The sequence below is a fragment of the Testudinibacter sp. P17/SS/0325 genome (genome assembly GCF_053570765.1).
The window spans coordinates 2,288,124-2,312,802 of the sequence record NZ_CM131635.1 but is presented as its reverse complement, the minus strand read 5'-3'; the positions used below and the strand labels follow the sequence as shown (position 1 = coordinate 2,312,802).

The following is a 24,679-nucleotide window of genomic DNA, read 5'->3' as shown; positions in this document are numbered from 1 at the left end:
TTACACCTCGGCTAAATCCGCCCAGCGCGCATAAAGTGCGGTAGGGTTCTGTTGCTTGCGGGCTTCCGCCATTGAGCGTTTAGCGATTTGAACACTGCTTTCCGGATATGCCGGAATACTGGTGATCGTAATCTCTACCAGCTCGGCACGGTTTACGGTGCGCAAAATCGGCTCTTGCTCAAAATCCCATGAATCGCTTAAGGTGCGAAAACCGAACGACATACCGGAAATATCGCCACGCTCCACCGATACCAGCAAATCACGCCCCAGTGTGGTGTCCGGCGGCACCAGCTCGAAACGTAAGCCGATATTATCCTCCACCAGCGATAACGTGCCGGCGGCGGTTCTACCCAGTAATTTAGCGTGGTCGTGTTCAAACAGTGCGCGCACGTCTTGCCCCTCGGCTAGCGATTCCGCAAACGCATTGGGGGCGAACTGCTCGACAAAATCCCATAACGGTTTAGATTGGCTATTCCAGCGCACCACATAGCCGATCAGTTTTTGGCTGTCGCAACTGATTTCTGATGACCTGATTTCAAATTCTTTCATACTATCCCTACTGATAAAAAAGGGGACTTGCCGCCCCCTGATTTCCTCGGCTTACGCCTTGGTTTCAATAAATTTGATTGCGTTGGAATCCACCACGCCACCACCCAAATATTTATCGGTGTGGACTTTGTAAAAGCCCGGTGAAGTAATGCTATCCGGACGAGTGCGGATGCCGGTTTCATGATCGACAATGTAATAACCGCGTTTGAAGTCACCCAATGCGATCACGGCTTTACCTGCGCCACCTGCCGGCATAGTTTCCAAATAGTGAACCGGCAAGCCTAATAGCGTTGCGGGTGCACCGGCAGATAAACCGTCACGCCAGATATAATCACCGTTCCCGTTTTTCAGTTTTTGAAGTTGCGCGGCAATCGCTGAACTCATCACCCACACCGCATTTTTACGGTATTTGCTGTGTAAGGTATACAACAAATCAATCAGGGTATCGGCGGTAATCCCGGCGGCGTTCGCCACTTCCAGTTTTTGAAGGGTGCCAAATGCGCGCGTTTTATCGGCGGTAGTCGCACGGGCATAGGTTAATAACCCTTTCGCTTTTTTATCGCCGTCACCGTCGGTTAAATCGGTTTCTTCGGTTTCGGTAAAGGTTTCACTGATTTCTTCCGTCAGCCAGCCCAGCACATCAATTGAGCTAAAATCTAAGATTTCTTGGGTGGTTTTCGGATAAGCATAAATCGCATTTAAGGCAATCGTGACCTCGTTTAATTTCGGCGTGTTGGTTTCCGTGCGTGCTGTGCCTTCCGTTCCATGTTGAACCACGGCACCACCGGCAGAAACCAATTTTTTATACTCTTTTGCCCCCATTGGCAAACGCACCACGTTACAGATTTGACGCATAACACTGTCATCGGTTAAACGGGTCATGACTTGCTTATCCAACTGCGGAATAACTGAATAGCCGCCGTCATCTTTGGCGGTGGTGGATAGTGAACGCAATTCGCCCGTCTTGATATAGTGGCGCAAATCGTCATTGTTTAACGGTGTTTGCTTGGTTTCTACCGGCTGCCCCTGCTTACTGCGCTCTTCATCGGCTAACGCCTCATAGCGCGCAATATCCGTATTCAGTGCGGCGGCTTGGTTGCGCAATTCGTCAAAGGCTTTGGCTTCCTCATCGCTTAAACTGCGGTTTTCGGTGTCGGCTTGGGTCAGCATACTGCGCATATCCTCCGCCAGTTTCGCCTTTTGTTGGCGTAATTCGAGAAGTTTTTTAAACATGTGATTAATCCCTTGAAAGTTATCTTAATTAAGACGGCTACAAGTAGCCCATATCATAAAATAAACACTTCTAGGGGGTTGTAAATAGTGGATTTTTAATGTGATAAATGACGATAGGCTACGAACAAGGAATTTACAAAATTATTGACATGGAACGGGCTTTTTTAACGAATTGGGCTTGTTTGTTGATCTTGCTTTTGCCAATGTGTGAAATTGAAGTGTCTATTTTTATCCCCTTATCTATTCTTTATCTATTTATTCATCTACTTCTATTTTTTCTTTATAAATCAAAAAAATAAATATATATTATATTTAATAAATAGATAAGTAGATAAAAATCAAAAAGTTTAAAATAATAACAAAATATAAAAAAGCCAGCGCAAAGACTGGCTAAAAGTTATCCGTTCACAATTTGAAGATGGAATTTAGGGATCGCACTCTGTGCGGCTTGTTCGACATAATCACCCCACCACTGCAGCATATCAAAACGATGTGGCAAATATTCCGCCCTGAGATAAGCCATGCGCACGTCGTCGTTATTGATATGTGATAATGCCACCTCGATCAAATCTTTATCAAAGCGGCGTAAACCGTCGGGCGTTCTGGCTTTGTTTAAGACGGTGCTGGCTATAGCTCGCATACCGTGCGCCACCAGCTTGCCCTGATAACCAATTCTTTTTATAGCGGCGTTTGCGGTTTGGGTGTTGATGTGGGTTGTCGGATTTTTAATGCTTGGGAATAAATACGTTTTGCCACCACTGATTTTTTTTATTTCACGAAGAACAGCGATAGCTTGCCTTGATAGCGTAACTTTATGCTCTCGTCCCTCGTCAGTCGTTTTTAAGCCTTTTTGAATGTAGATAGTCCATATCCTTTCTTTCTCGTTTATGTCACTGTAGCGCGCCGTGGCGGCTTCTGCTGGGCGTGTCATTGTCAGCAGTTGCCATTGAATTAAAAGCCGCGTAGTGAGCGTTAAATTCGCATTTGCGAGGGCTGTCAAAAATTCGCCCAATTGTTCCGGTTTAATTGCTTTCATGTGGGTAACGGTTGGACTGTCGAATTCTTTGCCAATGTTGGCGATTGGGTTATTTTCAATAATTCCTCGGTGTAGGGCGTAAGTCATGATTTCATTCATTTTCTGAATTGCGCGCTTTAAGGTTTCCAGCGTTCCGCGAACCTGCAACGGCTTAAACGCATTAATTGCCATAAGTGCGGTAATTTGTGTTATTGGCAATTCGCCAAAGTGGGGGAGTAAATGACGTTTGATCATGCCCCAAGTATCAGTTGCAGTTTTCTCTGAAAAGTGGGCGCGGGTTTTCCGTTCTTCAAACCATGCCCCGGCAATCTTGGCAAACGTATTATTATCCGCTTGTTGCTGCCGTTCGGTTTCTTGTTGCTGGTAGAGTTGCGGATCGATATTTTGAGCTAGCAACGCTTTAAATTCTTCTCGTTTGGATCGTGCTTGAGCAAGAGAAAGATCGGGATAATTGTTCAAGCTGATATAGGTGCGCTTTTTGGTTATCGGCTTGTAATAATTAAATTGCCACGTCTTTACCCCATTGGGCTTTACTAACAGATACAATCCGCCACCGTCAGCAAGATGATAAGGCTTTTCTAATGGTTTTGCTTTATCAACTTGTGTATTGGTTAAACTCTTAACAATCCTAGACATATCAAGCCTCCGGGCGTTTTTAGTAATACGGTTTTTAGTAATACGATCGGCATATTACTAAACGTATTACTAAAATTCTAGATTTAAGGCGAAATAATACGACAAGCTACGAACAATAAAAAAGCCTAGAGGCTTGTATTCTCTAGGCTTTCCGATACGCTACGAACAGTAACGATATATTTTTTGGTGGAGCTGAGGGGATTTGAACCCCTGTCCGAAATTACTCTACCTTCAGTCCTACATGTTTAGTCGGTCTTTAATTTCACTTACCTACTGCGGACAGACACGCGACAGATAAGCTAGCTTGATTCAATTTAACGTTTCGATCCGCAAGCGGAGGCGTCCACGCGATCTCGTTTGGGATGACTCCTCTTGATCCCCGCCTTACGAGCGGAAGCTGGGGAGAGAAGGCTATGAGCAGGTTATTAAGCTGCTAAAGCGTAGTTTTCGTCGTTTGCGACTATTGTTTTGCGGTTTGTTTACGAGACCTACCGCACCTCGACATGCACCTTGGGCTTCGCCAATCCCGTCGAATCCAGAATCAGCCCCAAATGAGGTTGTGAAGTGTAACAAAAATCCGCTAAAAACAAAAGGATTATTGCCGCTTTTTCGCTTTGGAGAAATGCAATGCAAACGGCTGTTTTTCGGTGACAATATCGTAAAGTGCGGTTAGAGTGGATATCGCTGTTTAAAAAATAGGCAGTTAAACTTTTTTGTTTTATGACAGTTATATGACAAAAATAAAAAAATATTCTATTTCATAAAGATAATAAAATAAAAATAGCGTCATAACTAGCTTTTTTGTTGGTTTTCGCAAGGAAAAAAGGGCTTGCCTGATAAAAATATTGGTCTATATTCGTGCCATAAGTTTTATGTGGCGGGGCAGAAATGGGCTGCCATAAGGTCGAGAATCATCAGATTTAATACTTTTACTTTAAGGAGACTCTCATGAAAGCTATCAAAAATAAATTTGTCCGTACTTCGTTATTCGCATTAATGGGTTCAACCATGGTATTGGCGGCGAATAGTGCCGTTGCGGTTGATATTACCGGCGCAGGCGCATCATTCCCGGCGCCGATTTATGCAAAATGGGCTGACACTTATCAAAAAGAAACCAAAAACCGTGTCAATTATCAAAGTATCGGTTCTTCCGGCGGCAAAAAACAAATCATCGCCAAAACCGTCGATTTCGGTGCAACTGACGCGCCGATGAAAGATGAAGAATTGACAAAAGAAGGTTTATTCCAATTCCCGACCGTCATCGGCGGTGTGGTGTTGGCGGTTCACTTGGACGGAATCAAGAGTGGTGAATTGGTGTTAGACGGTAATACCGTGGCTGACATCTATTTGGGCAAAGTGAAAAAATGGAATGACGAAGCGATCAAGAAATTGAATCCGAATCTGAATTTACCAAACAAAGACATCGCGGTTATCCGCCGTGCTGACGGTTCAGGCACCACTTTCGTGTTCACCAGCTATTTGTCAAAAGTCAGCGCAGAGTGGAAAGAAAAAGTGGGGTCGGGTTCAACCGTACAATGGGCGCCGGGTTCATTCGGTGGTAAAGGCAACGAAGGGGTTTCCGCTTCAATCCAACAACTTGACGGCGCAATCGGTTATGTTGAGTATGCTTATGCCAAACAAAACAACTTACCGTATGCCAGTTTAATTTCCGCTGACGGTGAAGTGGTGCGTCCTAGCTCTGACAGCTTCAGTAATGCGGCTGCCGGTGCCGATTGGAACAGCTCTTTCGCCCAAGATTTGACTCAACAAAAAGGGGCGAATGCATGGCCTATCACTTCAACGACTTTCATTTTGGTTGAAAAACAACCGGGTAGCGTAGAGCGTGCGACCGAAACCTTGAAATTCTTTGAGTGGGCGTTGGATAAAGGCGGCGATGAAGCCTTGGCTTTAGACTATGCCGTCTTACCAAAATCAGTTGTTGATACCATTAAATCAGCTTGGAAAGCAAATATTGTTGATAAAGACGGAAAAGCGCTTTACTAATTCCGGATGTCAACTCAACGGAGTGTGAACACACTCCGTTTTATTTCCTAACGATTTATTTAGAAAGGACGTAATATGTCAAATAAATCCTCAGCGGTAATATCACCAAGTAAGAAAGGTGATATTTTTTTTGAATTACTGGTCAGATTTTCAACTTATCTGACGTTGTTAATTCTTGGGGGAATTATTCTTTCGCTGATCATTTCTTCCCTGCCGGCAATGAAAGAATTCGGGATTGCTTTTCTTTGGTCAAAAGAATGGAATCCGCCTTTAGATCAATATGGTGCGCTTGTGCCGATTTACGGAACGTTGGTCACGTCACTCATCGCCTTGATTATTGCGGTTCCGGCAAGTTTCGGGATTGCGTTTTTTCTGACTGAATTAGCGCCGCAATGGCTGCGCCGCCCGTTGGGGACGGCGATTGAGCTTTTGGCGGCAGTGCCGAGTATCGTTTACGGGATGTGGGGCTTTTTTATTTTTGCTCCGTTGTTTGCCAAATATTTCCAACGTCCGGTTGGTGAAGTGGTTTCCGGTTTCCCGATTATCGGTTCGTTATTTTCCGGTCCAAGTTTCGGGATCGGAATTTTAGCCGCCGGGATTATCCTTGCGATTATGATTATTCCCTACATTGCTTCGGTAATGCGTGATGTGTTTGAACAAACCCCGGCGTTGATGAAAGAATCGGCGTACGGAGTGGGCTGCACCACTTGGGAAGTGGTATGGCGCATTGTGCTGCCTTACACCAAGAGCGGTGTGGTCGGCGCGATCATGCTGGGTTTAGGGCGTGCCTTGGGCGAAACCATGGCGGTAACGTTCGTGATCGGAAATACTTACCAACTCGACAGCTTGTCGTTGTACATGCCGAGTAATAGCATTACCTCGGCAATTGCCAACGAATTTGCCGAAGCCGAATCCGATATGCATATTTCCGCCTTAATGGAATTAGGCTTAATCTTGTTTGCTATCACCTTATTAGTGTTAATCGTATCCAAACTTTTGGTGCGTCGTCTGTCGAAAAATGAGGGGGCGAAGTAATGGCAACTGCAACCAACAATAAATACGAAATTGTCAAACAGCGGTTACAAAACAAACGCCGTATGATCAATAATATTGCGATTGCAATTGCGATGTTGGCGATGGTGTTCGGCTTAATCTGGTTGGTCTGGATTTTGTTCACCACTTTGGAAAAAGGGATTGCCGGCTTATCGTTGGATATTTTCTTAGAAATGACCCCCGCACCGAATGCGGAAACCGGCGGATTAGCGAATGCGATTGTCGGAAGCTTGATGATGGTGATCTTAGCCACGGTTGTCGGCACCCCGTTGGGCATTTTGGTCGGGATTTATCTGTCGGAATACGGCAAAAAATCGTGGTTGGCGGAAGGCATGCGTTTTGTGAACGACATTCTGTTGTCGGCACCGTCGATTGTTATCGGGCTATTTGTCTACGTGCTGTTTGTGGCGCCGTTTGGTAATTTCTCCGGTTGGGCGGGAGTTGTCGCCTTGGCCTTGCTGCAAATTCCGATTGTGATTCGTACCACCGAAAATATGCTGAATCTGATTCCGAATAACTTGCGTGAAGCGGCGTATGCCCTAGGAACGCCGAAATGGAAGATGATTCTGTCGATTACCTTACGCGCTTCGACTGCCGGGGTGATCACTGGGGTGTTATTGAGTGTGGCGCGTATTGCCGGCGAAACCGCACCATTGATGTTTACCGCACTTTCCAACCAATTCTGGAGTTTGGATATGAGTAAACCGCTGGCGAGTTTGCCGATGACGATTTATAAATTCGCTTCCAGCCCGTTTACCAATTGGCAAGAATTGGCTTGGACCGGAGTACTGATTATCACGTTCGCGGTGTTACTATTAAATATCTTGGCGCGCGTTGTATTTAAAAATAAAGAGAAGAAGTAAGGAATAACCGATGAGCATTATTGATTTGAATAAAACCGAAGCAGGCAAAAAAATTATCGAAGTAAAAGATCTCAACTTTTACTACAGCGATTTTCATGCCTTGAAAAATCTGAATTTGGACATCGAAGCCAATAAAGTCACGGCGTTTATCGGTCCGTCCGGTTGCGGTAAATCCACTTTGTTGCGTACTTTTAACAAAATGTATGCGCTTTATCCGGAACAACGGGCGGAAGGGCAAATTTTATTGGACGGCGAAGATATCATCAGCAGCAAAAAAGACATTTCCTTACTGCGTGCCAAAGTCGGCATGGTGTTCCAAAAACCGACGCCGTTCCCGATGTCGATCTATGATAATATTGCTTTCGGGGTGCGTTTGTTTGAAAAACTGTCGAAACCTGAAATGGACGAACGCGTCGAGTGGGCGTTAAGCAAAGCCGCGCTGTGGAATGAAACCAAAGACAAACTGTTCAAGAGCGGTTACAGCCTCTCGGGTGGGCAGCAGCAGCGTCTGTGTATCGCACGCGGCATTGCGATTAAACCGGAAGTATTGCTACTGGACGAACCCTGTTCGGCACTCGACCCGATTTCGACCGGGATGATTGAAGACTTGATTCTTGAGTTAAAAAAAGAGTATACCGTGGTGATCGTCACCCATAATATGCAACAGGCGGCGCGTTGTTCCGACTACACGGTGTTTATGTATTTGGGCGACATTATCGAACACGGCGAAACGGAAATGATGTTCAACCGTCCGAAAGACGGCAGAACCGCAGATTACATTACCGGACGTTTCGGCTAGAAACCCCGGTTAAAAGGAGAAAAAGATGACATTAAATGAAAAAAAACACATCATAAGACAATATGATCGTGATTTAAGCCACCTATTATCGTTGTTGCTGACCATGGGCAGTTTGGTGCAAAAACAGCTGTATGATGCGTTGCAAGTAATGAAAGGCAATGCCGAGATTAGCGCAAACGATGTAGTGGAAGGCGATCAACAGGTCAACTCGATGGAGGTGGCGGTTGACGAGGCATGCGTCACTTTGATTGCCCGTCGCCAGCCGTTAGCCGATGATCTGCGCTTTATCATCACGATTTTAAAAGTCGCTTCCGAATTAGAGCGTATCGGCGATTCGGTGGATAAGATGAGCCAAACCGCCTTGCATGATGACGTTAAAATTGAGAAAAGATTGCAAGATAAGATTGATGTCATGACGCAAGACGCAATTGCGATGTTGCATGATACCTTACGCGCATTTTCCAGCATGAGTTTGGAAGAAGCGAAAAGCGTATACGTGCGCGATATTAAAATTGACGAGCGCTATAAAGAGATTATGACAGATGTGAAAGAAGGAATGCGGATTGCGCCGGACAGTATTGACAGTTTGCTGACCGCACTTTTAGCCGCTCGGGCGATTGAACGTATCGGCGACCGTTGCCAAAATATCTGCGAATTTATCTATTATTACTTGAAAGGCGAAGATGTGCGCGAAACGACCGAGCGTGTGTTTTAACAGCTGAAATCCTAGTCTGAGCCGCAGTTGCGGCTCATTTTTTTCTATTTATCCCAACGGCGTGCCTTTCAACAATTTGCGTAGCCAAGTGCGGTTTGGATTGAGGGCATGCAAAATATCTTCGCCCAGCGGCAGCGGCTCGCCTAAAACCTGACAAACCAAGCTTTCCGCCAATAACGGCGCAGACGTTAAACCGCGTGAACCGAGTGCGCCGATAAGATACAGATTCGGATACACCGGCGCAGGAGCAATCGCTTGACGGCGACGGCGTAGATTGAACAGGTTGCGGTATTGTTCGGCGGTTTGTGCAAAGTGCGGTACGCAACCCATGATCGGCAAACGCTCGCGCGTGCTGCAACGCACCCCGATACGGGCTTGATTATCCTCGGCGTTGACTTCTCTCAACCAAGCGCAACCGGCTAAATTGTGCTGAATTTTTTCCACATTCTGGTGTTGCTCCGCCGGACTAAAAGTGCGGTCGGCACTGTTGCGCACATGGCTGGCACCGATACAATGGCTTTGTTGCTGCCAATCCGCCGGCGTTAAATAGCCGTCATAGCACAACACCGTTTTTAAATGGCGCAACTGTGCGCCGGTTCGGATTTGGCTGACCTGTCCGCGCACCGGGTACAGCGGCAGCCGTTCTGTTTGGCGGAATTGGGTTAATCGATGTCCGTTTGCCAACATCACCACTTGGTGTTGGAAATGTTCGCCTTGTGCGTTATTTAATCGCCAACCGTTTTCTTGCGGGTTCAGTTCCGTGATCGATTGGTTGAAACGAATCGTTAAACCGCACTTTTGTCCATCGTGTGGATAGACGGTTTGCAAATGGGCAAAACCGTTTTGCACCAGTTGTTGCGGCGCAAGCCAACCGCCTTTGGCAATAAACGCGCCGTCGCAAGGCAACTCGATTCCGCTTAAACGGCTAAGTTCGCTTTGGTCGCACAGACGGAATAAATCATCGCCCCATTGTTGCGCCGCAATGTGTGCCAATTTTTGTTTGACCTTACAGTTGTACGCGCAAATTGCCACCCCTTGCCAGCCGGATTCAAACGCAACGCCTTGCTCGATAACATCCTGAATCTGTTGCAATGCATAACCAAACGCGTGCGCATAAAAACGGCTGTTACGCCGATCATCATCGCTCAATTGCGGATAGAGTGCGCCCTGTTTATTGCCTGAGGCATTCAGCGCAGGTTGCGGATCTTCGCAATACACGGTGACTTTTAAGCCGCGTTTTAAACAGGAAAGTGCGGTGAACAGCGAGGCAACGCCGCCGCCGATAATTGCAACTTCGTTCACATCGCCGACCGCACTTTGCGCCAAATACCACGGCGTTTGCATTTGCGGCGCGTGATTTGGATTTTTATAACCGCATAACATCTCGCGTTTATGCGCAAAGCCTTTCCGCTTTGCCACCGTGAACCCCGCGGCTTGCAAGCCCTTGCGCACCGCACTTGCCGCGGTAAAGGTGGCAAAGGTGGCATTGGGCTTACTGTAACGAGACATCGCTTGGTAAAGATCATCATTCCACATCTGCGGATTCTTACTCGGCGCAAAACCGTCCAAAAACCACGCGTCGATTTTTTGCCGCATATAATCGCCCAACAGCGGCAAATTATCTTGAATATCGCCGAACCACAGATCCAAAATCGTGTCGTCGAAATGCAAACGGTGGCATCCGTTCAGCGCAAACGGATAATGGCGGCACAGGCGTCGGCTCAATGCGGCGAATTGCGGCAAAGTGCGGTGCGCTTGTTGCAGTTGTTGCGGGGTTAGCGGGTATTTTTCAAACGAGAGAAAATATAAGCGGGCTAGTTTATGCGCAGGATTTTGGCGACGAAATTCACGGAACAGCTGCACACAGGCAAAAAAGTTCAAACCGCTGCCAAAACCGCTTTCGGCGATCACAAAGTGCGGTTGCGCATGCTGCTGCCAACGTTGCAACAAGTTGTTTCCTTGCAGAAAAACATAACGGCTTTCGGCCAAACCGTCTTGTACGGAAAAGTAGATGTCATCAAACTGTAACGAAAGCGGCGTATTATCAGCGGTAAAACTCAGCCGGGCTGAGGCGGTTTTGAGCGTCTTGTTCATAGGCATTATGGTTTGTGGATTTTGCTTATTGTAGCGCGAAATCCTTAGGGGTGAAAATGCTGTCTGTTTTTTGAGCAAGCGAGAGGGTTAAAACCCGTCGGCAGGCAATAAAAACTTGCATTATTTTATTTTCATAGTAACTTGTTCAGCTAACAGTTGTAAGTTGAAATTTTGACATAAATTTTTTAATTATCGCATTTCGAGTAAGGATTGGAGTAAATGAAAAGAGCAGTTATCACCGGCTACGGTATCATTTCAAGTATTGGTAATAATAAAGCAGAAGTATTGGCGTCGTTGCAACAAGGTAAATCCGGGATTACAACTGTACCGGAATTTATCGAAGTGGGCATGCGCAGCCATATTGCGGGTACGGTGAAACTCGATCCGAAAGAGTTGATCGACCGTAAAATCATGCGCTTTATGGGCGACGCCGCAGCTTATGCTTATCTTTCGATGCAGGAAGCGATTGAACATTCGGGATTGACCGATGAAATGGTGTCGAATAACCGCACCGGTTTGGTGGTCGGCGCCGGTACCGGCTCGGCACACGGGCAGATCGTTGCCGCAGACGCCATGCGCGGACCGCGCGGCGTGAAAGCCATCGGACCTTATGCCGTGACCAAAACCATGGCGTCCAGCGTGTCCGCTTGTTTGGCGACACCGTTTAAAATCCGCGGCGTCAACTACAGTATCAGCTCGGCTTGTGCCACTTCGGCCCACTGTATCGGACATGCGGTCGAATTGATCCAACTCGGTAAACAAGATGTGGTGTTTGCCGGCGGGGCGGAAGAATTGGCATGGGAATGCGCCTGTGAATTTGACGCGATGGGGGCATTATCGACTAAATACAACGATACGCCGGAAAAAGCCTCGCGTACTTACGACGCCGCCCGTGACGGTTTCGTTATCGCCGGCGGCGGCGGTATCGTCGTAGTGGAAGAGTTGGAACACGCGTTAGCACGCGGCGCAACCATTTATGCCGAAATCGTCGGTTACGGCGCGTCTTCCGACGGCTATGACATGGTCGCGCCAAGCGGCGAAGGTGCGGTGCGTTGTATGCAGCAGGCGATGGCAACGATTGACGCGCCAATTGATTATTTGAACGTGCACGGCACCTCAACCCCGGTTGGCGATGTCAAAGAATTGGAAGCGGTAAGAGCGGTATTCGGCGATAACACCCCGGCGATTTCTTCGACTAAAGCCATGACCGGGCACTCATTAGGAGCGGCAGGTGTGCATGAAGCGATTTATTCCTTGTTAATGCTAAACCACGATTTTATCGCACCGAGTATTAACATCGAAGAATTGGATGAAAAAGCGCAAGGAATGAACATTATTACCGAAGTGCAAACCGATAAAAAACTGAATATCGTGATGTCAAACAGCTTTGGTTTCGGCGGCACTAACGCCACCTTGATTTTCAAGCGTTACGAATAACCGGGCATTATGATTTATCGGATAGGGCAATCCATTGTGGTTGCCCTATTTACATTGTTTTTAATATATTTCGGTCATGATTTTTAGCGATTAGGCGTAAAATAATCTCACCCTATTTACATTGACCAATTTTGTGAGTTAGTTTCTATGAACCAACCTGTTCCAAAGCCATTCCCGATTCCAGTCAACTATTTTGGTATTACGCTGGGTTTGTTTTCCATCGGTCTGGCATGGCATCATGCCGCGGCGTTGTTTGCCGGTTTGCCGCAATGGATAGATGAAATGTTGCTGTGCGTCAGCGGCGTGATTTGGTTAGCGCTGTTGGCGGTTTATATTGCCAAATGGGTTGTGGCACGGCAGAGCGCGCAAGCGGAATTACATCATTTGGTGATCTGCTGTTTTATCAGTTTGATTCCGATAACCGCCATGCTATTCGGTATGTCGTTATTATCATGGGCTAAACCGCTTGGCGTTAGTTTAATTGCATTAGGTACTGTCGGACAATTGCTGTTTGCCGCCTACCGTTCGGCCGGCTTATGGCGCGGTATCCATAAAGCCGAAGCCACAACGCCGGTTATCTATTTACCCACGGTTGCCGCCAATTTTGTCAGCGCGACCGCACTTGCCGAATTAGGTTATACTGCATGGGGCATGGTGTTTTTCGGCATGGGGCTGATTTCATGGCTAACCTTGGAACCGGCGGTGTTGCAGCGTTTGCGTAATTTAAATCCGTTGGATGACGCGGTTCGACCGGTAATCGGCATTCAGTTGGCGCCGGCGTTTGTTGCCGGCAACGCCTATTTTCACTTAAACGGGGGCGCAGTAGATACCATTAGCTTGATATTGCTCGGTTATGGCTTGTTGCAGGTGCTGTTTCTGGCGCGCTTGTTTCCTTGGATTTATACCAACGGTTTCAGCCTCGGTTTTTGGGGATTCTCATTCGGTTTAGGTTCATTGGCAAATGTTGGCATTTATTTAACGCAAGCCGATTTGCAGGGCATTGAGGCGATCGGTTTACCGCTGTTTTGGTTTGGCAGCATTGGTATTGCCTTGCTGTTTGTGGCAACCTTAATCCGTATTGCGCAGGGGCGTTTTTTGCTAAAATAAAGTCGCGCAAAACACATTCAAGTCTATAAAAAACCGCAAAAATCAGGTAATCTACCACATTACCTGATTTTTTATTTTTTACTGTCGGCGGAATTGCGAAAATGTCAAAGAAATTAACCAAAGCCCTTGATGCGATTGATATAAAAATTTTGGACGAATTACAGCGTAACGGAAAAATTTCCAATATCGATTTGTCGAAAAAAGTCGGGTTGTCGCCAACGCCTTGTTTGGAGCGGGTGCGCCGTTTGGAAAAACAGGGAGTGATCACCGGTTATCGTGCGTTGCTGAATCCGGAATTGCTCGATTCGCCGTTGTTGGTGATCGTCGAAATTACCTTGGTGCGCGGCAAACCCGATGTGTTTGAAGAATTTAACGCCGAAGTGCAAAAACTGGATGAAATTCAAGAATGCCATTTGGTATCCGGCGATTTTGACTATTTGTTGAAAACCCGCGTTGCCGATATGGCGGCATACCGCAAATTGCTCGGCACGACCTTGCTGCGCCTGCCCGGCGTCAACGACACCCGCACGTATGTGGTGATGGAAGAAGTGAAACAAACCAATTACCTGCAATTGAAAGCGAAAACAGAATAGACGTACACCATGATTCGAAATTTAAGACCGAAATACACGGCAAAACACTATATTACCGAAATGATTTTAGGCTCGATCGCCTTATTCGGGGTTTACCTGATTATCGCTTGGTCAAGCTACAGTCCGTATGACAACGCTTGGACCGTCGCCAGCCCGCAGCAAGGAGCCTTGAATAAAGCCGGCGCATTCGGCGCTTGGTGTATTGATATGCTGTTTGCCTTGTTCGGTTCGATTGCCAATTTTTTACCCTTTGTCTTGGTGATTTCATCGATCCTATTGTTGCGTAATAAATGGCGCGATCAATTCAGCAAAGGGCGGTTAGTGGTCAGATTGATCGGCTTCGTGCTGCTGCTGTGTGGCTTGACCGCACTTGCGGCCTTGCTGTTATCGAATAGCGATACTTATCTTGCCGGTGGCGTGTTGGGCGGTTGGTTGATCCAAAGCTTTTATCCGTCTTTCGGCGTGTTCGGCAGTTTTATGGCCGCCTTTTGTTTAACTGTGGTCGGTTTTATTCTCAGTTCGGGCATGTCGTTGGTGATGTTGCTGGTCAGCGCCTACCAATGGCTAACCGCAAAATATGAGGATGAAGAGCAAACGCAAGCCGAGGATGAATTAGAACCGACACCAATGAGCGCGGCGCCGGTTGAGCAGTTGGACGAAGTGATCTTACCGGAAAGCGTCTTGCGCGCCAGAGAGGCGGCGGCGAAAAGAGCGTTAGAAACCAAATTGGCTGAACGGCGTCAAGCGGATACAGCCGACAGGCAAAGTGCGGTAGCGCAACGGGTGATTATCGGGTTGCAACCGCAGCAACCATCGGCGCCGGCGGCAGCGGATCAGCAAGCGGAATTGCCATTAAGTGAAAATGACGATTTGCCGAATTTCGCACAATATCAGATTGAATCGACAGCGGAATTGCCAAAAGTATCGATTGCGAGCGCCAGCCCGGTGGGGCAAACGCTTGCGCCGTCAGAATTGTCCGTGCCGACCTTGGACGGCGTAGCGAAAGTCAGCTTGGCGACGGCGGCGAAGCAAACCGAAGTGCGGTTTGATGTTGATGATCTGTCGTCGGCAGAGGAGACAAACATCGATCTGAATGATGAATTGGCGCGCCAGTTTGCCGCACGGGAACAGCAACGTTTAGACGAAATGCAGCGGCAGGCAAAGGCATTAAATGCCGAAAAAGAGCTGCAAGTGATTTTAAACGGCGCACCGACGCCGGAAGTGGAAAGCACAAGTGCGGTCAAAACCACGCCGGATTATAAACCGTATGAAAACAGCTTGATTCACCCGCTGCTACAACCGAAAGTCAGCCATAAAGGCAAACCGAATACGCCGTTGCCAAGTCTGGATCTGCTCGAACAGCGCAAAGCGGAAGAGCAAGACATCAGCCGGGAAGAAATTGACGAAACCTCGGCACAGATCGAACACCAACTGCGCAATTTCAACGTCAAAGCCAAGGTGCAAAGTGTGCTGGTCGGACCGGTGGTCACCCGTTATGAGTTGGAATTGGAGCCGGGCACCAAAGCCTCGAAAGTCAGCGGTTTGGACACCGATTTGGCGCGTGCGTTGATGTTCCGTTCAATCCGCGTGGCGGAGGTGATTCCGGGCAAGCCGTATATCGGCATCGAAACCCCGAATCTGCGCCGCCAAACCGTCAGCCTGCGTGATGTGCTTGCCAGCAGCCAATTTAAGCAGAGCAACGCGATTTTGCCGCTTGCTTTGGGCAAAGACATCAGCGGCGAACCGATTGTAGTCGATTTGGCGAAAATGCCGCATTTGTTGGTGGCGGGTTCAACTGGTTCAGGGAAATCGGTCGGTGTTAACAGTATGATTTTAAGTCTGCTGTATAAACGCAAACCGGAAGAGGTGCGTTTTATCATGATCGATCCGAAAGTGGTCGAACTGTCGATTTACAACGACATCCCGCACTTGCTGACCGAAGTGGTCACCGATATGAAAAAAGCCGCCAATGCGTTGCGTTGGTGCGTGGATGAAATGGAACGCCGCTATCAATTGCTGTCGTCGCTGTATGTGCGCAATATCGAGGGCTTCAACGGCAAAATCGACGAAGCGGAAGCGATGAATTTACCGATTCCAAATCCGACCTGGCGTCCGGGCGACACCATGGATACCATGCCGCCGGCGCTGGAAAAATTGAGTTATATCGTAGTGATCGTCGATGAATTCGCCGATTTGTTGATGGTGGCAGGGAAGCAAGTGGAAGAGTTGATCGCACGCTTGGCGCAAAAAGCGCGCGCGGTGGGGATCCACTTGATTTTGGCGACCCAACGCCCGTCGGTGGACGTGATCACCGGCTTGATTAAAGCCAATATTCCAAGCCGGATTGCCTTTACCGTGGCGAGCAAAATCGACTCGCGCACCATTTTGGATCAAGGCGGCGCCGAGGCGTTATTAGGGCGCGGCGATATGCTGTATTCGGGGCAAGGCTCGTCCGAACTGATTCGGGTACACGGCGCGTTTATGAGCGATGAAGAGGTGTCGAAAGTCGCCGACGATTGGCGCGCGCGCGGTAAACCGCAATATTTGGACGACATCGTGGTGTCGCAAGAGGACGAAAACAGCGAAAGTGCGGTCGGTGCTGGTGATGATGATCTGGATGAACTGTTCGACGCAGTGACGGACTATGTGCTGAACAGCGGCAATACCTCGATATCCTCGATTCAACGTAATTTCAAACTGGGCTTTAACCGTGCGGCACGGATTGTTGATCAAATGGAAGCGCAAGGCATTGTTTCCGCGGCGAGCAACGGCAAACGTGAAATTTTAGCGCCGCGTAATCAATATGATTAAGACGCGCTTAAGAACCTATTGCTAAGCTGATTGTCTTATCTGTACGCAACTTGATTAAACGTATTAAAGGAAAGAGCATGAAATACCTGAACAAAACCGCACTTTTACGCCATACCGCACTTGCCGCGTTGCTGTTTTCAGCCGCCACCAATCTGTGGGCGGCGGCGGTTGACGAATTGCAACAACGCTTGGCGGAAGTGGGATCTTACAGTGCCGATTTTAACCAACGCGTCACCACCGCCAACGGTAAATTGGTACAAGAGGGGAATGGCAAATTCCAAGTGAAACGCCCGAATCTGTTCCGTTTGGACACTCAAAAACCGCAAGAAACCCAGATTGTCGCCGACGGCAAAACCTTATGGTATTACGATCCGTTCGTACAGCAAGTGACCGCACGCAAAACCGAAGATGCGATTGATAACACGCCGTTTATTTTGCTGACGACAAACGATCCGAAACAGTGGGCGCAATATACCGTCAGTCAAAAAGACGATACCTTTACCTTGAAGCCAAAAGCAAAAAACAGTGCGATCAAACAATTTGAAGTGCGGATCGACAAAAATGGGCTGCTACGCAATTTCAGCACCATTGAGCAAGACGGACAGGCGAATTTATATATGTTGCGCAATATGAATAACGTCACTCTGGATAGTAAATTATTCCAATTCAACGTGCCGAAAGGCGTGGAATTGGACGATCAGCGTTAACAAGTCAGGTCAATATGGCAAAAGGTGTGAATAATCTCTCGTTTGATTTTGCCGAAAGCGATTTTCGCCCGCTAGCGGCGCGCATGCGCCCGACTACGCTGGAGAATTACTTTGGGCAGTCGCATTTATTGGCGCCGGGCAAGCCGTTGCGTAAAGCGATTGACGCGGGGCATATTCATTCCATGATTTTGTGGGGCCCGCCCGGCACCGGCAAAACCACACTGGCGGAAATTCTGGCGCAGCGGATCAACGCCGAAGTGGAGCGGATTTCAGCAGTCACCGGCGGCGTGAAGGAGATTCGCGAAGCGATTGAACGCGCCCGCCAGAATAAACAGGCGGATCGGCGCACAATCCTGTTTGTCGATGAAGTCCACCGCTTTAATAAAAGCCAGCAAGATGCATTTCTGCCGCACATTGAGGACGGCACGATTATTTTTGTCGGTGCGACCACCGAAAATCCCTCGTTTGAACTGAACAGCGCGCTGTTGTCGCGTGCCAGAGTGTATCTGCTCAAAGCCCTCAGCCAAGCCGAAATCCAACAAGTGTTGCAACACGCCTTAACGGACAGCAAGTGCGGTCTGGGCGGCGAACGAGTTCAATTGGAAGAGAATTTACTGGCAATATTGGCGGAATATGTCAATGGCGACGCACGTCTCGCTTTGAACTGCCTTGAATTAATGGTCGATATGGCAGAGGAAGTTGATGGTGTGAAACAGCTTACGCAAGCGTTGTTGGTCGAAGTGCTGGGCGAACGCCAAGCCCGTTTTGATAAACAAGGGGATCGTTATTACGACCTAATTTCGGCGGTACATAAATCGATTCGCGGTTCCGCCCCTGACGCGGCGTTGTATTGGTATGCCCGGATTATTACTGCCGGCGGCGATCCGCTGTATGTGGCGCGGCGTTTGTTGGCAATTGCCTCGGAAGATATCGGCAACGCCGATCCGCGCGCAATGCAAGTGGCGCTTAGTGCGTGGGATTGCTTCACCCGTGTCGGGGCTGCCGAAGGCGAACGGGCGATTGCGCAAGCGATTGTCTATCTCGCCGTTGCGCCGAAAAGCAATGCGGTTTATCAAGCGTTCAACACCGCCAAACAACAAGCCACTCAATTCCCTGATTACGATGTGCCGGTGCACTTGCGTAACGCCCCGACCAAACTGATGAAATCCCTCGGCTATGGCGAGGAATACCGCTACGCCCACCACGAAGAAAACGCCTACGCCGCAGGGGAAAACTACTTCCCGCCTGAGCTGAAAGACAGCCGTTACTATTTCCCGAGCGAACGCGGCATGGAAGCTAAAATAAAGCAAAAATTGGATTGGTTGGCGCAACTCGATCAACAAAGCGCTAAAGTGCGGTATCAAGATCAATAGACCCTCAGAAAGGAGCAAGCCATGTTTCGATTAGACGACCCTCAATTACTCAAAACTGAATGCTACATCGACGGCAAGTGGCGCCAAGCCTTAAATGGCGAAACCGTTGCGGTGCTGAACCCGGCAACCGGCGATATAATTGCCGAAATCCCGCAAATGGCGGAGCAGGAAGCGTTGGACGCGGTAGCGGCGGCGCAAAAAGCGCTTAAAGCTTGGCAGCAAAAAACCGCCAAAGAACGCAGCCGTTTGCTCCGCAACTGGTTTGATTTGATCGTGCGGCATAAAAAAGATTTGGCGACCATTCTCACGCTGGAGCAAGGCAAACCGTTGGCGGAAGCGGAGGGCGAAGTGCTGTATGGCGCTTCTTACATCGAATGGTATGCAGAAGAAGCCAAACGGATTTACGGCGACACCATTCCGGCGCCGAGTGCAGATAAACGTATTATCGTCACCAAGCAAGCGATCGGGGTTTGCGCCGCGATCACGCCGTGGAATTTCCCGAATGCGATGATCACGCGCAAAGCCGCCCCGGCACTGGCGGCAGGCTGTACTTTTGTGATTCGTCCTGCTTCGCAAACGCCGTTATCTGCGTTGGCATTGGCGGAATTGGCGGAACGGGCGGGAATTCCAGCCGGGGTATTCAATGTGATTACCGGCAGTGCGACCCGAATCGGCAACGTGTTGACCGAAGACGATCGAGTGAAAAAATTCAGTTTTACCGGCTCTACCCAAGTAGGACGCTTGCTAATGCGGCAATGCGCCTCAACCATTAAAAAAGTCTCGTTGGAATTAGGCGGCAATGCGCCGTTTATTGTGTTTGACGACGCCGATTTAGACGCCGCCGTGGAAGGGGCGATTGCGTGCAAATTCCGTAATGCGGGGCAGACTTGTGTCTGTGCCAACCGAATTTATGTGCAAAGTGCGGTTTATGATGAATTTATCGCCCGCTTCCGACAGGCGGCTTCGCAACTGAAAATCGGCAATGGTTTGCAAGCCGGCGTCACCTTCGGACCTCTTATCGATCAAAGTGCGGTCGCCAAAGTGGAAGAGCATATTGCCGACGCGCTGAGTCACGGGGCTGAAATCGTGTGCGGCGGTATGCCTGCCGAACAAGGCGGATTGTTCTATCAACCGACGATTATGCGCAATGTCAGCGCCGAGATGAAAGTGGCAACGGAGGAAACCTTTGGGCCGCTGGCGCCGATTTTTAAATTTGAAACGGAAGACGAGGCGGTCGCAGCTGCCAATGCCACGGAGTTCGGTTTGGCGTCCTATTTTTATAGCCGCGACATCGGGCGGATTATGCGGGTTTCTGAAAAGCTGGAATACGGCATGGTCGGGGTCAACAGCGGCATTTTATCCAATGAAGCCGCCCCGTTCGGCGGGGTGAAACAATCCGGTTTAGGGCGCGAAGGCTCGAAATACGGCATTGAAGATTATCTGGAAATCAAATATATCTTATTGGGCGGCTTGGATAAATAAGTGAATGCCTGGCGATCAGCGCGGTAATCTTGTTACCGCACTTTATGTCATCGGCTGAGTTAACGGCTCGGTTGCGCGTCCTCCACCGGTGCCGGAGCGTTGTCTTGATTCAGCTCTAGCGCGTCCCAAATACTCGGTTGTTTTTCAACCGCACTTGGCGTCGTATTTTGCAGCGAGGTTGCCGCAGCCGGCGCTGTACCGCTCGGAACCGCCGTCGCGGCAGAAGCGCAAAAACTCTGGTTTTTATTTACCCACACCGGAATGGTGCGTCCGCTACCGCAATTCCAACTGCCGTTGTTGTTAATACCGATCCATTGCAAATTATCCAAGCGGGTTAAATTCAATTTAACCGGCGGAACACGTTCTAGATAATCACGATACACTGCCAACGCACCGCTTGCGCCGGTCAAACCGGTTTTACCGTTGTTGTCGCGCCCCAGCCACACCGTCGCCACATTTTCACCGTCAATCCCGACAAACCACGTATCGCGCGCCTCGTTGGTGGTGCCGGTTTTGCCGGCAAGTTGATAGCGGGCGAAATTCTGCTGCAAACTGCGCCCGGTGCCGCGCTCCACCGCTTGCTGCATGGCGTACAAGGTTTGAATCGCCGCTTCTTCCGGCACCACCTGTTCAGGCGTAAATGCGCGTTGGTAAATCGCTTCGCCGTTGCGCTGAAACACGCTTTCAATCGACGACAAGGCGACTTTTTTCCCGTCATTGGCAATCACTTGGTAGAGCTTGGTTACGTCATAGGGCGAAATCGAATAGGCTCCCAACAACATTGCCGGCACTTTCGGAATTTTGATCTGATCCCAGCCCATCGCTTTTTGGGTCTCGATCACCTTATCCAAGCCGACTTTCATGCCGATATTGACGGTCGGGATATTGAGCGAGCGCGCCAGTGCGTCGATTAACATCACCGAACCGCTGAATTTATTGTCATAGTTGCGTGGTTGCCAGTCGGCACTGCCTTTGATTTTAATCGTCAACGGGCGGTTTTCAACCGGGGTATTTAAACGGAAACGCTCCGGATCGCTCAATGCCGCCAAGTAAATCGAGGGTTTGACCAAAGAGCCGATTTGGCGCTGTGAACGCAAGGCGCGGTTGAAACCGGCAAATTTGGTTTGCACGCCGCCGACCATCGCCAATACCGCACCGGTGCGGTAATCCGCCACTATCATTGCCGCTTCCAAATCGCCGATTTTTTGTTTTAATTTCAATTGTTGTACCGCACCAACCAGCGCTTGTTCTGCGGCTTGTTGTTTGTTGATGTCGAGGGTGGTGAAAATGCGCGCGCCGGACAGATTATTGGCTTTGGTTTCGCCTAATTGCCGCTGTAAATCTTGCTGTAACAATTGCATAAACGCCGGTTGCGATTTGTTAATCGAACCGCGTGCCTGCACCCCAAGCGGGCGGGCGCTGAGCAAATCATACAATTTTTGATCGATCATCGCGTGTTCCAGCATGGTTTTCAGCACCACATTGCGCCGTTGCAGGGCGTTATTCGGGTTGCGCCACGGATTATACAGCGACGGGCCTTTGACCATGCCGACCAACAGCGCGATTTGATCAAGGCTGATTTCCTGCACCGGACGCCCGAAAAAGAATTGGCTGGCAAGGGCAAAACCGTGAATCTGGGTGTCGCCGTCTTGCGCCAGATAAACCTCATTCAAATAAGTTTCCAAAATCCGGTTTTTATCGTAACGTGCGTCCATCAGCACCGCCATTAGCGCCTCGTTGATTTTACGCGTCAGGCTGCGTTCGTTGCTTAAAAACAGGTTTTTCACCAATTGTTGGGTCAGGGTGCTGCCGCCTTGCACCGTTTGCCCGGCTTGAATATTGGTGATCAAGGCGCGGGTGATCCCCAATAAGCTGACGCCGTCATGTTGATAAAAACGGCGATCTTCGATTAACATCAGGGTGTCGAGTAGCAACCGCGGATATTGGTGCAGCGGGGTGGCGAGGCGATCTTCATTGTTGGATTGCAACATCGCGATCAATTTCGGATCAAAACGGAATTCATCGACGGTGCGGCGGTTGACCAAATCTTCGATCACATTCAGCCGGTTTTGTACAAAGCGCAAACGCAGCACCCGCTGCGGCTCGGCATTGTCGGGAAACGGAAACGCGCGGCGGATCATGACGATGGTGTCGTTTTCAATTTTGAAGTCGCCGGGCGTGCCGAGCAGGTTGGTTTGACGGTAGCCGTTTTCCAGCAACAAATTTCGGAGCGTGGCTAAGGTCGGCTGATCCGCTTGCCGCACGCTTTCAATCCGCCCGTAGACCTCCGCCGGCAGCTGCCACAATTTGCCGTCCATTTTCGAGCGGATTTGCCCGTCCAGATAGATCAAATAAAACACCACGCAGCAAAGTGCGGTAAAACCGACTTTCAGCCCGAACGTCAGGCAGTTGTGACGGTTAAAACGGCTTTTCGGCGCCGATTTCGCTTCGTTTTTTTTAGCGGCGGTTGAATTTGGCTTTGTCTTTTTTGCGGCGGTCATGCGTTTCGCTTTCTTATTTGTAAATGAGCGCAAATTGTACCATAGCCACGATAAGAAACCGCAACAATAATCCGCATTTAATTCTTGTTTTTAATACAGTCGCGCAAGGCGTCATCAATATGTTCAAAGCGGAATTCAAATCCGGATTTGAGCAAACGGCAAGGCAGAATGTTTTGGCTGTCGAGCAGCAGTTGCGCCCGTTCGCCGAAAACCAGTCTGAGGATAAACGCCGGTACGAAAGCAAAGTGCGGTCGGCGCAAAATGCCGGCTAAAGTGCGGTTAAACTCGCGGTTGCGCACCGGATTCGGGCTGCACAGGTTAAATGCGCCCTGGCAAGTCGGGTGGTTGAGCAGGAATTCAATTGCCGCCACCATATCTTGGCGATGAATCCAAGCCCAATATTGTTTGCCGGAACCGAGTTTGCCGCCCAAACCGCACTGATACAGCGGCAGCATTCTTGCCAACGCGCCGCCTTGGCTTGACAGCACATTGGCAGTGCGCAGCAGGCAAGTCCGGCTGTTGGCCCGCAGCGCCGCTTGTTCCCATTGCTCGCAGAGTTGCGCCGGAAATTGATCGCCTTTCGGATTGTCTTCGCTGACCGCACTTTCGCCGTTATCGCCGTAATAACCGACGGCAGAGCCGGAAATAAAGCTATGCGGCGGTGTTTTACCGGCGTTGATTAATTCGGCTAAACGTTCGGTTATGTCAACACGGCTGTCCACCAACTGATTTTTCTGCGCCTCACTCCAAGCATTGTCGAAAATCGGTTCGCCGGCAAGGTTGATCACCGCGTCATATTGATCAAAGGTGGAATAGCTGTTTAAGGTCGGCACGAATTCCAGATCGAGATCGGGGAATTTGGCGCGTGCCTGTGCGGGATTGCGACTTAATAACGTCAGTTCATGACCTTGCGCATGCAAAGTGCGGGTGAGCGGTTGCCCGACCAGCCCCGTACCACCGGTAATAAAGATTTTCATCATAGCCTCCGTTGCGCCTGTTTTGAGCGGATATTACAGCGATGTTTCGAACAGATGTTGAATATTAGACATCAACTGCGTCATTTCGGTTCCGCGGGTCGGGGTGACAAACACCGTATCATCGCCGGCAATCGTGCCGAGAATGCCGTCGTTTTTGCCGAGCGAATCCAACAAACGCGCGATCAGTTGCGCCCCGCCCGGGCTGGTACGAATCACAACCACCGCCGCATTGTAATCAATATCCAACACCAGATTTTTCAGCGGACTGCTGGTGTTCGGCAAACTGAGTTCCGGCGGCAGGCAATAGACCGTCTGCATTTTGGAATTGCGGATCCGCACCGCGCCGAATTTCGCCAACATGCGCGAAATTTTGGATTGATTGACTTGGTTAAAGCCCAGTTGTTGCAATGCCGTCACGATTTCACTTTGCGAGGCATATTTTTCTTCCGCCAGCAAGCTGCGGAAAGCATTGGTTAAAGAATCGTTTTTGGTTGCCATATTCATGAATATGTGTCTCTATGCAAAAAATATGCATAGATAGTGCATATTATTCAACGAAAAAGCAATCATATTTTGCTAAATTTGCGATATGCAATCACTATTTTTTAAAAATATGCTCAAGCTCTCAATATTGAACTTATCCGTTTGAATTAGCCGATTAAACCTTTTACACTAATAAAAGATAAATCATTTAATTTATTACATTAAC

Annotated in this window: 19 protein-coding genes and 1 other RNA gene; 12 read left to right on the top strand and 8 right to left on the bottom strand. The window is 49.0% G+C overall.

Features of this window, described 5'->3' with window-relative positions; all coding sequences use genetic code 11:
- From ACWA50_RS11015 to ssrA, 4 genes are all read right to left on the bottom strand, one after another.
- Complete coding sequence (locus ACWA50_RS11015) at nt 1–549, bottom strand: HK97 family phage prohead protease (RefSeq protein ID WP_431052489.1); 549 nt, start codon at nt 547–549, stop codon at nt 1–3.
- A 51-nt stretch (nt 550–600) separates the two neighbouring features.
- Nucleotides 601–1,782: a phage major capsid protein gene (locus tag ACWA50_RS11010; protein ID WP_431052487.1), complete on the bottom strand. Its 1,182-nt coding sequence runs from the start codon at nt 1,780–1,782 to the stop codon at nt 601–603.
- A gap of 397 nt (nt 1,783–2,179) precedes the next feature.
- Nucleotides 2,180–3,454, bottom strand: coding sequence for an integrase arm-type DNA-binding domain-containing protein (locus ACWA50_RS11005; protein WP_431052485.1), 1,275 nt, complete (start codon nt 3,452–3,454; stop codon nt 2,180–2,182).
- Nucleotides 3,455–3,638: 184 nt separating this feature from the next.
- Nucleotides 3,639–4,003: a transfer-messenger RNA gene (gene ssrA / locus ACWA50_RS11000) on the bottom strand.
- Nucleotides 4,004–4,402: 399 nt separating this feature from the next.
- Between ssrA and pstS the strand changes: the two genes are divergently transcribed.
- The 5 genes from pstS to phoU all read left to right on the top strand — a co-directional run bounded on the left by pstS (nt 4,403) and on the right by phoU (nt 8,888).
- Nucleotides 4,403–5,458, top strand: a complete 1,056-nt coding sequence (gene pstS, locus ACWA50_RS10995) for a phosphate ABC transporter substrate-binding protein PstS (protein WP_431052483.1) — start codon at nt 4,403–4,405, stop codon at nt 5,456–5,458.
- Nucleotides 5,459–5,533: 75 nt separating this feature from the next.
- Nucleotides 5,534–6,493 carry a phosphate ABC transporter permease PstC gene (pstC, locus tag ACWA50_RS10990; protein WP_431052481.1) on the top strand — a complete coding sequence of 320 codons (960 nt, stop codon included), beginning with the start codon at nt 5,534–5,536 and terminating at the stop codon, nt 6,491–6,493.
- Nucleotides 6,493–7,374, top strand: a complete 882-nt coding sequence (gene pstA, locus ACWA50_RS10985; protein ID WP_431052479.1) for a phosphate ABC transporter permease PstA — start codon at nt 6,493–6,495, stop codon at nt 7,372–7,374. The genes pstC and pstA overlap by 1 nt, the downstream gene beginning before the upstream one ends.
- Nucleotides 7,375–7,384: 10 nt before the next feature.
- Nucleotides 7,385–8,173, top strand: coding sequence for a phosphate ABC transporter ATP-binding protein PstB (pstB, locus tag ACWA50_RS10980; protein WP_431052477.1), 789 nt, complete (start codon nt 7,385–7,387; stop codon nt 8,171–8,173).
- Between the two features lie 25 nt (nt 8,174–8,198).
- Nucleotides 8,199–8,888: a phosphate signaling complex protein PhoU gene (phoU, locus tag ACWA50_RS10975; protein WP_431052475.1), complete on the top strand. Its 690-nt coding sequence runs from the start codon at nt 8,199–8,201 to the stop codon at nt 8,886–8,888.
- A 48-nt stretch (nt 8,889–8,936) separates the two neighbouring features.
- Here phoU and mnmC read toward each other — a convergent pair whose 3' ends face one another.
- Nucleotides 8,937–10,982, bottom strand: coding sequence for a bifunctional tRNA (5-methylaminomethyl-2-thiouridine)(34)-methyltransferase MnmD/FAD-dependent 5-carboxymethylaminomethyl-2-thiouridine(34) oxidoreductase MnmC (gene mnmC, locus ACWA50_RS10970; protein ID WP_431052473.1), 2,046 nt, complete (start codon nt 10,980–10,982; stop codon nt 8,937–8,939).
- 219 nt (nt 10,983–11,201) lie between these two features.
- Between mnmC and fabB the strand changes: the two genes are divergently transcribed.
- The 7 genes from fabB to ACWA50_RS10935 all read left to right on the top strand — a co-directional run bounded on the left by fabB (nt 11,202) and on the right by ACWA50_RS10935 (nt 20,492).
- The gene (fabB, locus tag ACWA50_RS10965) at nt 11,202–12,419 is read left to right on the top strand and encodes a beta-ketoacyl-ACP synthase I (protein ID WP_431052471.1); all 1,218 of its coding nucleotides are present in this window, start codon (nt 11,202–11,204) and stop codon (nt 12,417–12,419) included.
- A 147-nt stretch (nt 12,420–12,566) separates the two neighbouring features.
- A complete protein-coding gene (gene tehA / locus ACWA50_RS10960; RefSeq protein WP_431052469.1) occupies nt 12,567–13,526 on the top strand; it encodes a dicarboxylate transporter/tellurite-resistance protein TehA in 960 nt (319 codons plus the stop codon).
- A 101-nt stretch (nt 13,527–13,627) separates the two neighbouring features.
- Entirely contained in the window at nt 13,628–14,119 is a 492-nt protein-coding gene (gene lrp, locus ACWA50_RS10955; protein WP_431052467.1) for a leucine-responsive transcriptional regulator Lrp, read from the top strand.
- Nucleotides 14,120–14,128: 9 nt separating this feature from the next.
- Nucleotides 14,129–16,930 (top strand): DNA translocase FtsK, encoded by a 2,802-nt coding sequence (locus tag ACWA50_RS10950; RefSeq protein ID WP_431052465.1) that lies wholly within the window; start codon nt 14,129–14,131, stop codon nt 16,928–16,930.
- A 77-nt stretch (nt 16,931–17,007) separates the two neighbouring features.
- The gene (gene lolA / locus ACWA50_RS10945; RefSeq protein WP_431052463.1) at nt 17,008–17,637 is read left to right on the top strand and encodes an outer membrane lipoprotein chaperone LolA; all 630 of its coding nucleotides are present in this window, start codon (nt 17,008–17,010) and stop codon (nt 17,635–17,637) included.
- Between the two features lie 26 nt (nt 17,638–17,663).
- Nucleotides 17,664–19,010 (top strand): replication-associated recombination protein A, encoded by a 1,347-nt coding sequence (locus tag ACWA50_RS10940; RefSeq protein WP_431054344.1) that lies wholly within the window; start codon nt 17,664–17,666, stop codon nt 19,008–19,010.
- 21 nt (nt 19,011–19,031) lie between these two features.
- Nucleotides 19,032–20,492 (top strand): NAD-dependent succinate-semialdehyde dehydrogenase, encoded by a 1,461-nt coding sequence (locus ACWA50_RS10935; protein WP_431052461.1) that lies wholly within the window; start codon nt 19,032–19,034, stop codon nt 20,490–20,492.
- 59 nt (nt 20,493–20,551) lie between these two features.
- Here ACWA50_RS10935 and mrcB read toward each other — a convergent pair whose 3' ends face one another.
- The 3 genes from mrcB to argR form a co-directional block, all read right to left on the bottom strand.
- Nucleotides 20,552–22,993, bottom strand: a complete 2,442-nt coding sequence (gene mrcB / locus ACWA50_RS10930; RefSeq protein ID WP_431052459.1) for a penicillin-binding protein 1B — start codon at nt 22,991–22,993, stop codon at nt 20,552–20,554.
- Between the two features lie 77 nt (nt 22,994–23,070).
- Nucleotides 23,071–23,970 (bottom strand): TIGR01777 family oxidoreductase, encoded by a 900-nt coding sequence (locus ACWA50_RS10925; protein ID WP_431054343.1) that lies wholly within the window; start codon nt 23,968–23,970, stop codon nt 23,071–23,073.
- A 33-nt stretch (nt 23,971–24,003) separates the two neighbouring features.
- Nucleotides 24,004–24,468 carry a transcriptional regulator ArgR gene (argR, locus tag ACWA50_RS10920; protein WP_431054342.1) on the bottom strand — a complete coding sequence of 155 codons (465 nt, stop codon included), beginning with the start codon at nt 24,466–24,468 and terminating at the stop codon, nt 24,004–24,006.
- Between the last annotated feature and the right edge of the window lie 211 nt (nt 24,469–24,679).

Excerpts from the sequence above, each read along its gene's own strand:
- ACWA50_RS11015 (WP_431052489.1), bottom strand. The coding sequence starts at position 549 with ATGAAAGAATTTGAAATCAGGTCATCAGAAATCAGTTGCGACAGCCAA.
- ACWA50_RS11010 (WP_431052487.1), bottom strand. The coding sequence starts at position 1,782 with ATGTTTAAAAAACTTCTCGAATTACGCCAACAAAAGGCGAAACTGGCG.
- ACWA50_RS11005 (WP_431052485.1), bottom strand. The coding sequence starts at position 3,454 with ATGTCTAGGATTGTTAAGAGTTTAACCAATACACAAGTTGATAAAGCA.
- pstS (WP_431052483.1), top strand. The coding sequence starts at position 4,403 with ATGAAAGCTATCAAAAATAAATTTGTCCGTACTTCGTTATTCGCATTA.
- pstC (WP_431052481.1), top strand. The coding sequence starts at position 5,534 with ATGTCAAATAAATCCTCAGCGGTAATATCACCAAGTAAGAAAGGTGAT.
- pstA (WP_431052479.1), top strand. The coding sequence starts at position 6,493 with ATGGCAACTGCAACCAACAATAAATACGAAATTGTCAAACAGCGGTTA.
- pstB (WP_431052477.1), top strand. The coding sequence starts at position 7,385 with ATGAGCATTATTGATTTGAATAAAACCGAAGCAGGCAAAAAAATTATC.
- phoU (WP_431052475.1), top strand. The coding sequence starts at position 8,199 with ATGACATTAAATGAAAAAAAACACATCATAAGACAATATGATCGTGAT.
- mnmC (WP_431052473.1), bottom strand. The coding sequence starts at position 10,982 with ATGAACAAGACGCTCAAAACCGCCTCAGCCCGGCTGAGTTTTACCGCT.
- fabB (WP_431052471.1), top strand. The coding sequence starts at position 11,202 with ATGAAAAGAGCAGTTATCACCGGCTACGGTATCATTTCAAGTATTGGT.
- tehA (WP_431052469.1), top strand. The coding sequence starts at position 12,567 with ATGAACCAACCTGTTCCAAAGCCATTCCCGATTCCAGTCAACTATTTT.
- lrp (WP_431052467.1), top strand. The coding sequence starts at position 13,628 with ATGTCAAAGAAATTAACCAAAGCCCTTGATGCGATTGATATAAAAATT.
- ACWA50_RS10950 (WP_431052465.1), top strand. The coding sequence starts at position 14,129 with ATGATTCGAAATTTAAGACCGAAATACACGGCAAAACACTATATTACC.
- lolA (WP_431052463.1), top strand. The coding sequence starts at position 17,008 with ATGAAATACCTGAACAAAACCGCACTTTTACGCCATACCGCACTTGCC.
- ACWA50_RS10935 (WP_431052461.1), top strand. The coding sequence starts at position 19,032 with ATGTTTCGATTAGACGACCCTCAATTACTCAAAACTGAATGCTACATC.
- mrcB (WP_431052459.1), bottom strand. The coding sequence starts at position 22,993 with ATGACCGCCGCAAAAAAGACAAAGCCAAATTCAACCGCCGCTAAAAAA.
- ACWA50_RS10925 (WP_431054343.1), bottom strand. The coding sequence starts at position 23,970 with ATGAAAATCTTTATTACCGGTGGTACGGGGCTGGTCGGGCAACCGCTC.
- argR (WP_431054342.1), bottom strand. The coding sequence starts at position 24,468 with ATGGCAACCAAAAACGATTCTTTAACCAATGCTTTCCGCAGCTTGCTG.